Annotated in this window: 6 protein-coding genes; all 6 read right to left on the bottom strand. The window is 45.1% G+C overall.

The features are described 5' to 3' along the window. Positions 1–9: 9 nt before the first annotated feature. Positions 10–2,352: an ATP-dependent helicase gene (locus ACYPWY_RS01485; RefSeq protein WP_459683575.1), complete on the bottom strand. Its 2,343-nt coding sequence runs from the start codon at positions 2,350–2,352 to the stop codon at positions 10–12. A gap of 23 nt (positions 2,353–2,375) precedes the next feature. Further along, positions 2,376–3,170, bottom strand: coding sequence for a thymidylate synthase (locus tag ACYPWY_RS01480; protein WP_459683573.1), 795 nt, complete (start codon positions 3,168–3,170; stop codon positions 2,376–2,378). A 194-nt stretch (positions 3,171–3,364) separates the two neighbouring features. Beyond that, on the bottom strand, positions 3,365–4,972 hold the full coding sequence (locus tag ACYPWY_RS01475) for a hypothetical protein (RefSeq protein WP_459683571.1): 1,608 nt from the start codon (positions 4,970–4,972) through the stop codon (positions 3,365–3,367). A 533-nt stretch (positions 4,973–5,505) separates the two neighbouring features. After that, positions 5,506–6,216: a response regulator transcription factor RprY gene (rprY, locus tag ACYPWY_RS01470; protein ID WP_459683569.1), complete on the bottom strand. Its 711-nt coding sequence runs from the start codon at positions 6,214–6,216 to the stop codon at positions 5,506–5,508. Between the two features lie 7 nt (positions 6,217–6,223). Then, positions 6,224–7,780 carry a sensor histidine kinase gene (locus ACYPWY_RS01465; RefSeq protein WP_459683568.1) on the bottom strand — a complete coding sequence of 519 codons (1,557 nt, stop codon included), beginning with the start codon at positions 7,778–7,780 and terminating at the stop codon, positions 6,224–6,226. A gap of 136 nt (positions 7,781–7,916) precedes the next feature. Continuing rightward, positions 7,917–15,437, bottom strand: coding sequence for a T9SS outer membrane translocon Sov/SprA (gene sov, locus ACYPWY_RS01460; RefSeq protein ID WP_459683567.1), 7,521 nt, complete (start codon positions 15,435–15,437; stop codon positions 7,917–7,919). Positions 15,438–15,456 lie beyond the last annotated feature (19 nt).

The raw sequence follows: 15,456 nt of genomic DNA, 5'->3' as shown, positions 1-15,456 counted from the left end.
ACATTCTTTTCAGCTAACTACCTCAAATCTTGCAAATTTAAGAAGCAGTTGTTTAATTCCCAGATTTTCAAACTCAACGGTTGCTTTCCGGTTGGTGTCATCGCCATCTATTGCGGTAACGGCGCCTATGCCGAAGCGTTCGTGCCTGATGACGGAACCTACCGATAGCCCAGCTGCTTGGGCTGGCTGAGGTTTGGGCTTTGCATCGCGCAAGTTTACAAAACGAGGCTGTGGAGTGGTATTGTAAGCCACCTCATTGGTCGTCTCTTCGGGAAAAGGCAGGTCTTTAAACTCTTCTACTTCCCTGCGTTCCCGGTTTTGGCGAACCGTATCCCAGAAACCACCTCGCGGAGCTTGTTCAAACCTTGCAGAACTGTCGCTTTGCAAATTGCCGTTCATTTTCAAATAATGCACGTCTATTTCCTTCAAAAAGCGGCTTGGATTGCAAGGGTTGGTTTGCCCGTTGCGGAAGCGGCTTTTGGCGTAGGTCAGCATACAAAACTCTTCGGCGCGGGTGATGGCCACGTAAAAAAGCCGGCGTTCTTCTTCAATGCCCCTTTCGGCTTTGGCCATGGACGAGGGGAACAAATCTTCCTCCAGTCCTACGATAAACACATTTTTGAACTCCAATCCCTTCGAGGCATGGACGGTCATCATGGTTATTTTTTCCTCATCGGCTCCCTTGTCGGTATCCTGATCGCTGAGGAGCGATACTTCGGCCAGAAAATCCATAAGGCCTACATGTTCATTGCCTTCTTCTCGGCGCATGTCGGTAAATTCGTGGATGCCGCCAAGCAGTTCCTGTAAATTTTCCTGCCGACTCATGCCTTCGGGCGTTTGATCCTGATAGGCATCGTGGGCTATGCCGGTTTGCTTAACAATAAGCGTGGCCAAATCATAAGCCGAAAGTTCGGTCAGCTGGCTTATGAAACTTTCGAGCATCTGCCTGAAGTCTTTGAGTTTGTTGGCTGTTCCGCTCTTGATGTTCAGGTTGTATTCCAGCACATTGCCAATCACTTCCCACAAACTTACGTTGTGCAGTTTGGCCGTCGAAATTATTTTACCGACAGTCGTCTGCCCTATTCCACGTGCAGGATAGTTGACAATTCGCTTAAATGCTTCTTCGTCATAAGGGTTGACCACCATGCGAAAGTAAGCTATCACATCCTTAATTTCCTTGCGCTGGTAGAACGACAGTCCGCCGTATATGCGATAGGGAATATTCTTTTTTCGCAAGGCTTCTTCAAACACACGCGACTGGGCATTGGTACGGTACAGAATAACAAAGTCGCTGTATGAGCCGTTCTTTTCACGGCGCAAGTCGAGGATGCGGTTGGCGACTATTACGCCTTCTTCAAAATCGGAGAATGCGCTCGCCAATTCGAGCTTCTCGCCTGCTTCTTTCTCCGAAAACACATTTTTCCGGTATTGTTCCCTGTTTTTGCTTATCAGGCTATTGGCCGCATTGACGATATTCTGTGTCGATCGGTAATTCTGCTCCAGTTTAAAGATGCGGGCATTGGGATAATTATCCGTGAAATTGAGCATGTTATCAATATTCGCCCCGCGGAACGAATAGATGCTCTGTGCATCGTCGCCTACAACACATACCCGGTGATGCTGCTCCGAGAGTTGCTTAACAATCAGATGCTGTGCAAAATTGGTATCCTGATACTCGTCCACTAAAATAAACTGGAAGCGATTTTGACAGGCTGCCAGCACAGCAGGATTGTCGCGGAAAAGCCGGTTGGTATAAAACAGCAAATCGTCGAAATCCATGGTGTTTGCCGCTTTCAGCCGGTTGCGGTAGTCCCTGTAAATATCTTTTGTCATGGGGATTTTCGCCTGCCGGTCGTATTCGGTCAGTTCTTTGTTCCGTGCATACATTTCGGGCGAAAGCAAGCCGTTTTTGGCGCTGGAAATATGGGCTTGTATTTTTGCCGGTTTATATATTTTGTCGTCCAACTGGTGTTCGGAGATGATGGCTTTTATCAGGTTGCGCGAATCGGCCGAGTCGGCTATAGTAAAATTCGATTGAAAGCCTACTTTTTCGGCTTCCGTCCTCAGTATCCGCGAGAAGATGGAGTGAAAGGTGCCCATCCACAAGCGACGGGCTTCTTTTTCACCCACAATCCGGGCGATTCGCGTCTTCATTTCGCGAGCTGCTTTATTGGTGAACGTAAGCGCCAGTATATTCTGTGGAGGCAATCCCAATTTCAGCAGATAAGCAATTTTGTAAGTCAACACGCGGGTTTTGCCCGATCCGGCGCCGGCAATAATAAGCGAAGGACCATCGACATATTCTACGGCCTCGCTTTGTGGTTTATTGAGTTGTGATAATAAATTCTCCATCTGTATCTATACCGGCATTTCGGTTAAACAGCCACTTCGCCCCTGATATGTGGATGTGGGTCGTAAGCTTCGAGTGAAAAATCCTCGTATTTAAAATCGAAAATATTCTTTACACCGGGGTTAATAATCATCCGGGGCAAGGGACGAGGTTGGCGGCTCATCTGCAGTTTCACCTGATCGAGGTGATTGAGGTAGATATGAGCATCGCCCAAGGTATGAACGAACTCCCCTTCCTGCAATCCGGTTACCTGAGCCATCATTTTAAGCAGCAAAGCATAAGAGGCAATATTGAAAGGAACCCCCAGAAATATATCGGCGCTACGCTGATAGAGCTGCAAGCTTAGTTTGCCATCGGCCACGTAGAACTGAAAAAAGGCATGGCAAGGAGGCAGATTCATATGGGGTAAATCGGCCACATTCCACGAACTGACAATAATGCGGCGCGAATCGGGATTCTGTTTAATCGTGTTCACCACTTCCGAAATCTGGTCGATGTGTCCGCCGTTATAGTCCGGCCACGACCGCCATTGGTAGCCGTATATATGACCCAGCTCGCCGTTTTCGTCTGCCCATTCGTTCCAGATACGCACGCCATTGTCTTGCAGGTATTTTGCATTCGTATCTCCATTCAAAAACCACAGCAATTCGTATATAATGGATTTCAGGTGCAGCTTTTTTGTGGTTACCAGCGGAAATCCATCCGCCAGATTGTAGCGGCTTTGATGACCAAAAACACTGATTGTCCCTGTTCCGGTGCGGTCTTCCTTCCTCAGCCCCTCGGTCAGAACTCTGTCTAACAAGTCGATATATTGTTTCATACTTCCGGTTGTTTTATGCGAAGCCAAAGGTAGGAAAATAAGTTCAAGGTTCAAAGGTTTCAGGTTCAAAGTTCAGGGTTCGGGATCAATGTAGGGCGTATCGAATAGTGGCATAAAAAAAAGGGCAACGCACGCGCTGCCCCTACATTTCAATATCCCTGTAAAGGCGGGTTTGAAACCCGCCCCTGCATTGATTAATTTGCTAATTTGCTAATCGAAACTTTGCCCGATTGGTGCAATTCTTTCACAATATATATTTGTCCCTTTTGCGGCTGTCCTACTGCCCTGCCTTGCAAATCGTAATACCGTGTGGCAATAACAGGGTCGTTGGCGCCGATAATGGGTTTGTAGATACCGGTAGAGGTAGAGGTGTAATAGTAGGTAGCTGTTCCAGCTGCCGAAGGTTCCCAATCTCTGCCAACAGTATCCCAAAGGAATGTTTCCTCTGTTGTTGGGTTACCATCTTCATTGTAGCTATATTCTATTTTGGAATTTTTTACCCAATCGTCGGCTACATCATCCCAATTGTAGGTTATATAGGTTATTAGTTTGTCATCGCCATCGTAAACCCATTCTTCTTTGGAACTGCCTACCCAACCACCGGTGGAAACTTGGGCATTTTTAAGAGGCAGCTTACGGGTAACGCTGGCATCCCAATAGTAAGATGCACTTAACATTCGGTTACCGTTGCTGTCGAAAGCATATACATTTTTGCTATAGCCAACCCAATCTTTGGCGTCAGTATCCCAATTGTAATATTCCTCCAATGTTTGGTTACCATTTTCGTCATACTCATATACATATTTGTTACTTTCTACCCAATCTTCATTCCAAATGTAAGATTTGTCCGATGTTTTGTTGCCATCGCCTTCGTAGGTATATACATGTTTTCCTCCTTGGTTGATTTCTACCCAATCGCCGTTTAGTTCATCCCACTCGTAATAGGTATATAAGGTTGGGTTGCCATTGTCATCGTACTCGTATTCGTATTTGCTAAAGCCAACAAAATCTTCGGCAGTAGCATCCCACAAAGAATATATATCTGACGTTTGGTTGTTATTTTCGTCGTACTCCGACAGATTTTTGTAATCGCCTGCCCAATCGCCGGCTGTTTCATCCCAATGATAAGAAGTGTATGATGTTTGGTTGTTATTTTCGTCGTACTCCGACAGATTCTTGTAATTGCCTACCCAATCGCCGGCTGTTTCATCCCAATGATAAGAAATAGATGATGTCATGTTGTTATTGTCATCGTAGGTATAATTGTTTTTCATAAATGCTGTCAATTCACCTTCAAAATTACCCTGGGCATTGCCGAAACCGTATAATATCTCTTCTGTTAGATGGCCATTGCTATTGGAGGTATATTCTTGTCTATCATACTCTATCCATGAGCTGCCATTCCAGCCCGAACGTATATATAATGTCCGGTAGCCGTTGGAGTCGTAACTAAATTCTTTTTTGAAATTGCTTTCCCAATCGCTACCGTTCCACACGTAGGTTATCAGCAATGTTTGGTTGCCATCGCCATTGTAAGCATATTCCTCTTTGGAGATATTAGTACCCGATGCATCTCTGGTTACCAAACTATCGGGATACAGGGCGGCGGATGCCAGCGCTGCTTGTCTTCGCAACTTCGGGCTTACTTGTTTTTGTACCGACAAAATAGAATCCCGCTTTTGAACCTTGTCAAAATGTTGCTGCTGACGATTTTGAGGCATTTGGGGTTTACTCACTCTTTCTCCGGCAAAGCCGGTTGCCGAGAGACATACTGCCCAAAAAAGTAAAAATAATTGCTTCATAATGTATGATTTTAAGAAATACTAACTTGTTGAGATTATGGGGGCAAAGATACTAAAATAAGTTTCAGGTTCAAAGGTTTCAGGTTTAAAGTTCAAGGTTGTCATTGCGGGCTCCGATCCGCAATCTCCTGAGTATAGCACAAACCCTGTGCATTTACAACCTTATTCTCACCTAATTCTATTTAACAGAACAACCTCAGTAGCAGTACATTACGAAGAATAATGGAACCTCATTACATCATTTCTTTATCATCATTTATTAATATAACACACGCGAATAATGATGTAATGAGGTTGTGTCGTATTTTGTAACACATTGCTACTGAGGTTGTTCTGTTAAATAGAATTAGGTGAGAATGAGGTTTTTAGTAGGCGCCCGCAATGACAGAAATCGTCCCCCAGGGCTCCGCACAATGAGGGATCATTAAAATTTATCTATCTGCCCCAATAACGAGGGGCGAACACACAGGTTCGCCCCTACATAATGGTCGCGGCACGCCACGACCCTTACATTTTTTGCATTTAATGCTTAATTATTTCTCGTCCGCGTCTTCTACCGGAACAATCAGCTTGTAGCCTTTTCCGTGAATGTTGATGATTTCAATATCCTCAGCCGGTTTCAGCAATTTCCTTAGTTTGGTGATATATACGTCCATGCTGCGTGCATTGAAATAGTTGTCATCCACCCAGATTTGTTTAAGTGCATGGTTCCGTTCCAGGATGTCGTTGGCATGAGCGCACAAAAGGCCTAACAGTTCCGATTCTTTTGTGGTTAGTTTAGTACTTACATCATTGATTGTCAGAATCTGTTTCTGTGTATCGAATGACATGCTGCCATAAGAGTAGAACTGTTGGTCTTTCACTTTCTTTCCTTTCACACGGCGGAATATGGCTTCGATACGAAGCACCAGCTCTTCCATACTGAAGGGTTTTGTAATGTAGTCGTCAGCTCCTGCCTTAAATCCGTCCAGAATATCATCCTTCATATTTTTGGCAGTCAGAAATATGATAGGTATTTCGGAGTTCAAGCCCCTGATATCTTTTACTAAACTAATACCATCTTTTTTGGGCATCATCACATCTATGACACAAAGATCGTACTTTTCCCTGATAAAGCCTCTGTAACCAACTTCTCCGTCAGCGTACAAATCTGTATCAAACCCTTTCGCTTGAAGATACTCTCTGAGCAACATACCCAGATTTTCATCATCTTCACACAAGAATAATTTTAATCTATCATCCATAATCAATCTATTTTATAATGGGTAAACATATAATAAATTTTGTTCCTTTTCCTAATTCACTTTCGGCCTTGATGGTTCCTTTGTGGTCTTCTACAATTTTTTTCACGTAAGCCAAGCCCAATCCAAAGCCTTTCACATCGTGCCGGTTTCCGGTCGAAACGCGGTAAAACCGGTCAAAAATTTTCTTCAAATATTCTTTTTTTATTCCTATCCCGTTGTCTTCGATAGAAATATATACCTTGTTGTTTCCGCCGTTCCATGTTTTCATCATAAGCACCGGCGGCACATTTTCTCTCCGGTATTTCAATGCATTGTCCAACAGGTTGAACAAAACGTTGGTGAAGTGCATTTCATCGACAAAAATAGCCGAACTGATTGCCTGCAAATCAATGTCGATTGTTCCGCCAAACTTCTCCACCTTCAGTTGAAACGTATTGGCCACCGAAACAGTTACATCGTTTATATCCATCTCCTTTTGCTTCAGTGTGGCTTTTTGTTTCTCGAAGAGCGACATCTGCAACACTTTCTCGACCTGAAAACTCAAGCGTTTTGTTTCGTCGTTAATAACCCCTGAAATATGTTTAAAAACATCCGGCGACTTTGTTATAGACGTATCTTTCAGCATTTGTGCCGCCAAAGATATGGTCGAAACCGGCGTTTTCAGCTCGTGGGTCATGTTGTTCATAAAGTCGCTTTTCATTTCCGACAAACGCTTTTGACGAAAAATAAGATATATTGATATAACAAATGTTATTAGCAATACGAACGTAAAACCGATGATCGGCATAAACAACCGGGTTTCGCTTATCAGGTAATCGTTTCTGGTCGGAAAATATACCTTTACATAGTTCAGCCTGTCAACAGGGTCGTTGGGATAAAGCACCCACGAATAAAGAAAATCGCTATTTTCCGGTTTGAAATTGTCCTGAGTATATACGGATTTGTCGTCCTTATTTACTATCTCGAAAGCAAATGGCAACTCTATGCCATTGTATTTCAACTCGTTTCTTATGTCCGTTTGCAGCCTTCTAAAATCAATCCGTTCCTCTATCGGCGCCAGGCTAGCCGTATTCACCAGCTTGTTTATAACATTGTCCAGCAATTTTCTGTTGTACTCCGACTGCAACCGTTGCGCCTCCTGTATTTCGAACGAGGTTTGCGACAAGGATTTAGAGCTGCGTCCGGGCGATAAAAAAACTCCTCTCTCGGGTTTTTCCTTTACCGTTTGCGTTTGCGATGCATCAACATGTATATCCATCATCGACTCGCCATCGGGGGAAGAAATCTGCCAGTGATGGTGTTTGGTTATGGTTTTCTCATACGCTTGCTTCATCGCCAGCTTTTGCTTCTTTTGGTCGGCCTCTATCTCAGCATCAAGATACTTCTTTGTTTGATCCAACTCCAGGTTTTTCGACACTTGCGAAAGAGTTCTGTTCACAGCTTCGTCAAACTGATTTATCCGCAACCTGATTGTCGTCCTGAAGTAGTTAACTTGCAAGTATATAAGACCAAAGAACGCAATTGCCATTATAGCTGTAAGCAACCAAATCGTTGATTTTTTCATTTTCCAGTTTTCGTCTTAAAGCTTTCCGCTGCAAATATAGTACAATTATACGAATTAACACTCTTCTTTTTAACAAATAAATAAGCTCTTTTGTTTGATTAGCGTTTGTATTATTTGTTAAATTTAATTAAAAAGCTCATTGTGTCAAAGTAAATCTCAGACTAATTCCAAAATTAGTGTTGGTAGTGGGGTACGAAGAGGCCGAAACAATAGGCGTATCCACCACCCTGTCGTAATAGGCTCTTAACATCAACGAACGGCTTAAAGCATAGTCGGCAGACAATTTTATCATAGTTCCGGTCTTCCCCGAAGTGGCCTGTGTATATTGTTCCTGAATTTTGCGGATAAGCGAATTAGCCATCTTATAAGAAAAATCGGCCTTGATGTTTAAATCGTTGTTGAATCCTTTTGAGCCTTTGGACGATAGTCCTATAACCCTGTTAAACTCGTTGATACGGTAGCCCAGCGATACCACAAATTCGTTGTTCGCCGTTTCCACTATCTGGTACGACGAAATATTCAGGTTGAGTTGCCGGCCTTTATTCATTTTCATCCCGATGGTCATACTATTATTCAGCGTAGCATCCACGCCGAACAGGGGACTGAATTTTTCGATGATACTGACCGAAGATATTTCATATCCTGCCGATGGAACAGGTTTAATATCGTCGCTTGTAACGCTTTGCTTAAAGCCCAGGCCTCCGCCCGCATCCACCCAGCTGGTGAATGACGAATAAGCCCCAATCTGGTACCGGCTATCGTAAGCGTGTGTAAGTTTGATGGTCTTGAACTTGGATTTGAGCCATGGGATATTGATTAATCCGTCGTAACTTACATTCCAGCCGGGCATCAGGGATGTTATTGCCGGAAAAGGAGATAGATTTATGCTGCTGGAATTCTTACCGGTGTAAGCTGCTAAAAACGCCGGAATCAGTACATCAGCCGAATTGCGGTCGATGTCGTCATTCCCCGGAGTGTAGGCGCTTCCGGGATAACCGGCCAGAAAGCCTTTCTTCGGTATCGCAATTCCGGTATATTTTTGCTTGTAACGTTCGGCTATAACCTCTCTGTTGGCCACAAATTTATTAAAAGCATTGGACGAATAGCCGCTGCGGGCATTGGACGATTCAAAGGCCGACGAAATTGTAACAACCGACATGGAGAAACTACCGCCAAATGTTTTCGGCATACCTTCGTTCATGTGCCGGTATTCGGTGCGGTCTGTTTTATCGCGGCGAGCGGCAAAGGTTATTTTCATGGCCTTGAAAGGCTCCAGCTCGGCCTTGAGTTCAAGCCGTTCTTCCATATTAAATATGGCCGGATTGATATTCATCCGGATGGAGTCGCTGCCTGTTGGCGGGCCTTTCAACCAGCCATTATCAACGGCTCTGTTGACATAGTTTTCGCCGCCATCAAGCCCGAAAGCAAAGCCAACGCCGGGCGCCAAGCCGTAATCGGACTGGTTTTGCCCAAATGCATCCCCCACATTCGGATTGAAATCGTAGATGAAGTTTTCTCTTTTCCGTGAATAATTTATCGTAATACTGCGCACCGACATCAACCCTCTGGCCGAATATTGCGCTACCTTATACAAAGTTCCTTCCTCGGGATTTTTTCCGGGGATGATGCTCAGGCTAAGTTTTACGGTGTCTTGCGATGTAATGAGTATGGTGTTGTTATCCACTTTCTTGTATTTCAGCAGATATACCCTGCCATCAGCCCGTTTTGCCGTTACTTTTATGTTTTTCTGGTTTAGTTTGTGGGCAACGGTGGTGGTGGTATCGGCTGACAGGGTAACTTCTTTTGTAAATTTCTTCGGCGCTTCGGGCCTTGCATTTCGTTGTGTTGCCCGGCTGGTTGACGAGCCTCCAAATTTTTGGTTCACTTTTTTCAGGAATGGCGACTTATTATATAATGTAAGCATATTCAGCGTGTTATTTGCCGAGATGGTCATGCTATTGTTTATGGTGTTGCCTACCTTATATTCTTCGTCGAAATTGGCGCCTCTGTCCCATGCATAATTACTGTCGTATTTTAAGGACGATGGTGTAATCCAATCGAGGAAGGGAATGGTGTTGAACGGTATGGCATAACTAACATTGGCCGATTGGCGGTACGACAAAGGAGTTCCCAGATTTCTGAGACTTTGGTTTACCGAATCTTTCCATACTTCATAATATTCGGGGAACAGGTCTTTATTGACGGCATGGCTATGCGGCTCCTCAATCTCGGCTTTTGTTCCGGTTTGGATATTGGCCTTCAGGTTTTTGGTGAAGTCCCATGTCAGGCTGAAATCGCGTTGCCAATAAAAGTCCTGGCTCCACGAAAGGAAATTGTAATCGTTGTTGTTCCCGCCCAAGGTATAAGACTCAAGGTCGCGCATGTTTGTTTCGGAGTATTGCCGTGTGATAACCGAATTGAGCGCTATGTTGTTGGGCAAATAATTAAAGCCTAAAGCCTTTGTGAATTTCGACATGGGCGCTTTGCTCTTCGATTTTTCGAATGGCGACCAGGTTTTCACCATCGGCGAATAGGAATAGCTTGCCCTGACTTCGTACTCTTTGGTTTGGTCGTAAACCGTTGTCGGATTTTTTGTTTCCGAAAAGCGTTGGGAATAGCCAAAGGTAAAATTCGCCGGATCATAAGGCATCGGCGTTTCGCTTCTGACGTTGAATTTCATACCGCTGATGCTCAGTCCTTTTGTAACGGTTTTGTCCTGTGCCAGATTTTTTATTGAATCCCGCTCGGCTTTTGTCGCCATGGTTGACATCGCTTCGCTCAAACTCACATCCTGATCCAAGGGGTCGTATTTGGGCGTAGTTGTTTCGTTTGAGTAGGTATAATATAAAGGTATGCTTGCCTTTATTTTTTCGGGCAAGAATCGTCCCATATCAATGTTAGCGGCAATGCTGTAGGTCTGAAAATCGTCGTTTCGCCTTTCCATCAGGCTTTGTTCTATTGAGCCGAAGCCTGCCGTTTCTTTCCGTCCCGAGATATTCACCGAACCCATATCCGACAGGGCGATGTTCAGATTTCCCTGTGCCGCCCATCCGCCTTCTTCGTCGAAGTCTGTCAGGCGAAGCTCATTTATCCATACCTCTCCCGATTTTCTTAATCGGGCATTGTTGCGCACACCTATCATAATCACACTGACTTCCGACAACGAAGGATTACCGACCACACTCACCCTGTTGCTGGGTTTTTCGGGGTCGTACTCATAATATACACTGGCATACGAAATCGTGGAACCGGCTTTCCGCTTCTCCCTGTTCCGGTTCAGTTTAATGTCTTTCAACAGCTCCAAGGGGAAGTCGAACATGTTATCCTTTGGCCAGACAATTTCCCGGTCAGCCGAATTATTTCCGTTGTAACGTCCCTCGGGGGTTATTGTCAACGGAATTTCGTATTCGTAATAGTTATTTTTGTAGTCCGAACCTAAGCGAATGAATACCGACAGGTCATTTTTATTCAAATCTTGTTCTTCGCCAATAAAAGCCTCGGCATGGGTAAACAACTGCATACGTTTGTAGCGTCTTAAATCGTAGATGGTGTTTTTGTAAACAGCCCGGGCCGCGCCCGGATCCAGATTGGTTAAACGAAGCGCCAAGGCTTGTTCGTTTTCCTGCCGCACCTGCCCCTGGTCGGGGTCAACCACGCGTGTTATGCCCGGAGGCAAAATGTAGCTGACCGGCTGTTTGTCGCCGTTTTCTTCTATATTGACCGAAAATACATTGATTGCTCCTTCGTCCGGCTGATTGGTTATGCTCAGGTTTTGAGTATAGGTACGCCATTCGCCACGGATAAGGTCTAAAGTACCAAAACGCAGGTGAGTTGTTTCCTTAAAATTGGTCATGTACATGCGAATAAAACGGATGGATTTAAAATCCTGTATATTACCCACTTTCTTCTCGTATTGGCGGACAGGTATTTTGAACTGTATCCATTTCACTTCGTCCTCTTTTCCGTTTGGCAGGTTGATTTTCACCACACGCACATCGTTGATATACGGGTTTTTGCCAACTTCCATATCTTCGGGACGCAAAGGAACTTTGTACTGGAAAAACGATTCGGTTTCGTTCAGGGTATAATCCTGGTCGATGTCTTCCACATCGGGCACCGAACGGGAGGCCGTAGAATAGCTTTCGCTTCCGTCCAGCGAGTTGCCTTCTGTCCCGTTGTAATGCTTGTAGCGGTCGAGGATGCTTTTTTGTTCACGGTCGTAATCCGATCCGCGGAAATGATGGTAATTGTCGCCCGCCGGGTCGTTCAATGGCGAGAACGGATCGCTTTCCATACCGGCTAAAGCATCGGGGTCGGTTAATTTTCTGCGAAAATTTTCCAAGTACTCTTTATAGCTCGAATACTCAAATTCTTCGGCTGTACTTAATCCGTTTAATCCCACATCCTGTTTGCGGCGGGTTTCTATTCCTTTATCGGTATCGAAAGCATAAACGGTCGATTGCCTTTTCGGAACCTTTCCCCAGCTTGTTGTATCAACAAGCGACGGGTCGGCATCGGCTGGAAGTCCATTTTCATAGAACTTCCGTCCATCCTTCAATATATCTTCCGATATTTCACCCAAATTGAAATACAGGTCTCCGCCGCTGGTTCTGTATCCGGCATACTCTTCGCCCTTATCGTTGTAAACGAAGGGATCCATCATCCAGAATTCGATGTATTCGTAATTGTTGGCTTCAAAGTCTTTCACATTCATTTTCCGCGAAATTCCGCCCCAACGCTTCTGCGCGTCCAGGAGGGCGCCTCTGCTGTCTATCCTGTCGGCATCGAGGTTGTATGGGCCTCGCTGTTGCGGGTAAAAAGACAAGTTCAGCACCGGAATATAGGCCGATTCGTTGTAAGAAGCATCGCGGTAAGGATACAACTCGTCCATATTGATTCGCCGGACAAAGTGATTCGATAGTTGTTCTTTGTCGGCTTTGATATGGGAGGGCGTCAGAGACGAATTTTTCCGCGTGAACAAATCGTCGATGCTGTACCAGGCCAGCAAAGCCCTGTTTTTACCATAGTCAATATTATTGGAATAAAGCGCTTCGGGGAATAAGGTTTCGTCGCTGGGTGTTGATGCCAGAAACCAGCCATACGGATCGCGAATACTTGTTGGCATACGCGAAGCTTCAAAATCGTCGAGATAGGAATATCCACCGGTATATTTATTCTTGTAATGCCCCGGCAGCATTTGCGCAAACTCGCCGCTGAAAGTTATTTGCGATGGAGCGGTAGCTTCCAGAAAAGGGAGTTTGTCGATTACATTGGTGAGCCATTGCGATTGTGTCCGGTACGAGGTGTTGAAGCCGAGCAGGGTGTTCTTCACCGATTCGTTCCCCACTTCGGTTTTGGTAGTCAGGGGTTTTTCGTACATGTGCATCACCGTGGTTCCGATATTGAAGTCCTTGGAAAAGTCGTAGCTCATGTTCAAGCCCAGCATGGTTTTGCGCTGCATACTGAAGAAAGCCTGATTTTCGGAAGAAACAGTTACGGGCGTACCTGAATCAATAATACTTTGATTGATGACCGACACTTTTCCGTTGCTATAATCCACTATATAATCGGTTCCCTCGCTCAAGACCCTGCCCCCTGCCATAACCTTAACGGAGCCACGGGCTACATTCATGGCATTGAGGTCTATCTCGTTGTTGCCCGATGCTTTGTAGCTCCCTTTAATCCGGTACTTGTTTTTCTCGGCAATCTGACGGGCAACAGTCAATGTAGAATCGTAGAGTTCCTGATAAACGTACTTGTCGGCAACGGCCGGGTCGTTAATCATTTTCCTTAAATGTGCGCCAAAGGGTTCCACAACCGGAAAAATAACCTTTCCGTCGCTGGATTTAATCGTATAGCCTTCAACGTAATCAAAAATACCATCGGGGTTCTTGTTCTGGCGCGAATCCAGGCGGTCGAGCCGCATAACCCGCAGCAATTGAATATTCCTGATGTCTCCTTCCGACAAATAATTGACGTAGGTTCCGGTAGTATCGCTCTGGTAAGATATATCCAACCGGAACTTATCCGACTGGAGGTTGTAGGCGCCCAAGGCATAAACGTTTTTCATCATCAAGTCCCAGGAATACGAACCGGGGGACAAGGATACGGGTTTCAACAGTTTCAGAAACAAGGCTTTTCCGGCGCCGTCAGAAGCGTCCTGAGTATCAGATAAATTATCCTGCGAAAGCTCCCCTACCTGATACACAATGCCATTCCTCGTATATTCGTAGGCAATGGCCAGCACATCGTCGGCTTGCAAGGCAAAGTTCAGCGAAAGGTAGCCCAACTGAGGGCTGAATGTATATTCGGAAGAGGAAAGCAAACGGGCGCTTTCTATTTTTTCGTAATCCAACCCGCTTTTCAGCCCCGCGCCGGATAGCGTAGCATTTACCTGACTGATATTTCGCGCGTCGGAATAACTATTCTTAATCTCTTCGTAAAGCGTATTGTTTCGGTTATAGGGATTCTTTACGCTCCCTACGGGGTTCCATCGCGGGTTTTTAATATGGTCATGCTCTGCTAAATCGGCAAAAGCGACAATGTTGCGCGCCTGGTCGAAATTGCCCCGCTTGTTGGTTATCCACACTTCTATTTTGGTGATGGATATATCCGACCTGATGAAGGGCAAGGTGCTCATGGCATCGTCGTAGTTGTCGCGGAAATAATGTCCGAAGAAGAAGTGCCGGTTTTCGTCGTAAGCATCCGCCTTAAATTCAAAGGGCGTAGTTTGAACGCCGCCTTTCGAGCTAACCGATTGCGATTCGGACTCCTGTTGAGAGATAACGCTGTTCAGCCTGAATTTACCAAATTGCAAATCGGCGCGAATACCGAACAGCGAGGTAGCGCCTTGCACCAGCGAGTTGGTAGTATTCAAGCTAACGTTACCTGCTTCGATGTAGCGCACAATTTCATCTTCCTTGCCTTCGTAGGCCAGTTTTATTTTTTTAGAATCGTAATCGTAAGTGGCTTGCGTATCGTAATTCAGGTCGAAATTCATTTTATCGCCGATGCTGGCATTCACGCTCGCCTGTATTTTTTCGTCCACATTGAACAAGGTTTTTGTCTTATTCCGTTCCGATATGGTGGGGTCTTCTACCGTGGAGCGCGTCAATCCCATCGAAAGTTCGGCATATCCTTGCGGTTTCAGCTTTACGCCACCCGGGCCGAATATTTTTTCGAGGGGGCCGATGTCTATTTTCACTTCCTTCAACGAAAATTCTTCGCGTTCATCGCCTTTTTCGTAAGTCTCGTTATTTTTTTCTTTAAAGTAGCCCGACATTGACTTCCTCAAGGTATAGTCGTAATATTCTTTGGGGCTGAGGATAAAAGGGGTCGTCCACTCGCTGTCGCCCACTTTTGTCCTGATTTGATATACGTTGTTTTTGTAGTCGTACACCACTTCGGTTTTTATGTTGCCGGGCGTTCGCAAATCAACGGGGTGATTTTCGTTGAGGTCGTTAAAATCGGCAATCTGCGTTTTTTGAACAGGATAACGGGGCCCTGTAGAATCCTGAGTAGCGGCAACAGCTTCCGATAGCTCCGCCTCGTTCAACGACACAGCCGAATCAGTTCGGGCGGAGGGGCCGGAGAACAGATTAATCCCGCTTATAAATAAAAGCGCTAATAAAAATATGTATTTAATTTTTTTATTCAAAAATTACCTAATCAAAAAA

The organism is Viscerimonas tarda, from assembly GCF_054601255.1.
The sequence above is the reverse complement of the archived record's forward strand: the minus strand, read 5'-3'. Positions and strand labels throughout refer to the sequence as shown.

Excerpts from the sequence above, each read along its gene's own strand:
- ACYPWY_RS01475 (WP_459683571.1), bottom strand. The coding sequence starts at position 4,972 with ATGAAGCAATTATTTTTACTTTTTTGGGCAGTATGTCTCTCGGCAACC.
- ACYPWY_RS01465 (WP_459683568.1), bottom strand. The coding sequence starts at position 7,780 with ATGAAAAAATCAACGATTTGGTTGCTTACAGCTATAATGGCAATTGCG.
- rprY (WP_459683569.1), bottom strand. The coding sequence starts at position 6,216 with ATGGATGATAGATTAAAATTATTCTTGTGTGAAGATGATGAAAATCTG.
- ACYPWY_RS01480 (WP_459683573.1), bottom strand. The coding sequence starts at position 3,170 with ATGAAACAATATATCGACTTGTTAGACAGAGTTCTGACCGAGGGGCTG.
- ACYPWY_RS01485 (WP_459683575.1), bottom strand. The coding sequence starts at position 2,352 with ATGGAGAATTTATTATCACAACTCAATAAACCACAAAGCGAGGCCGTA.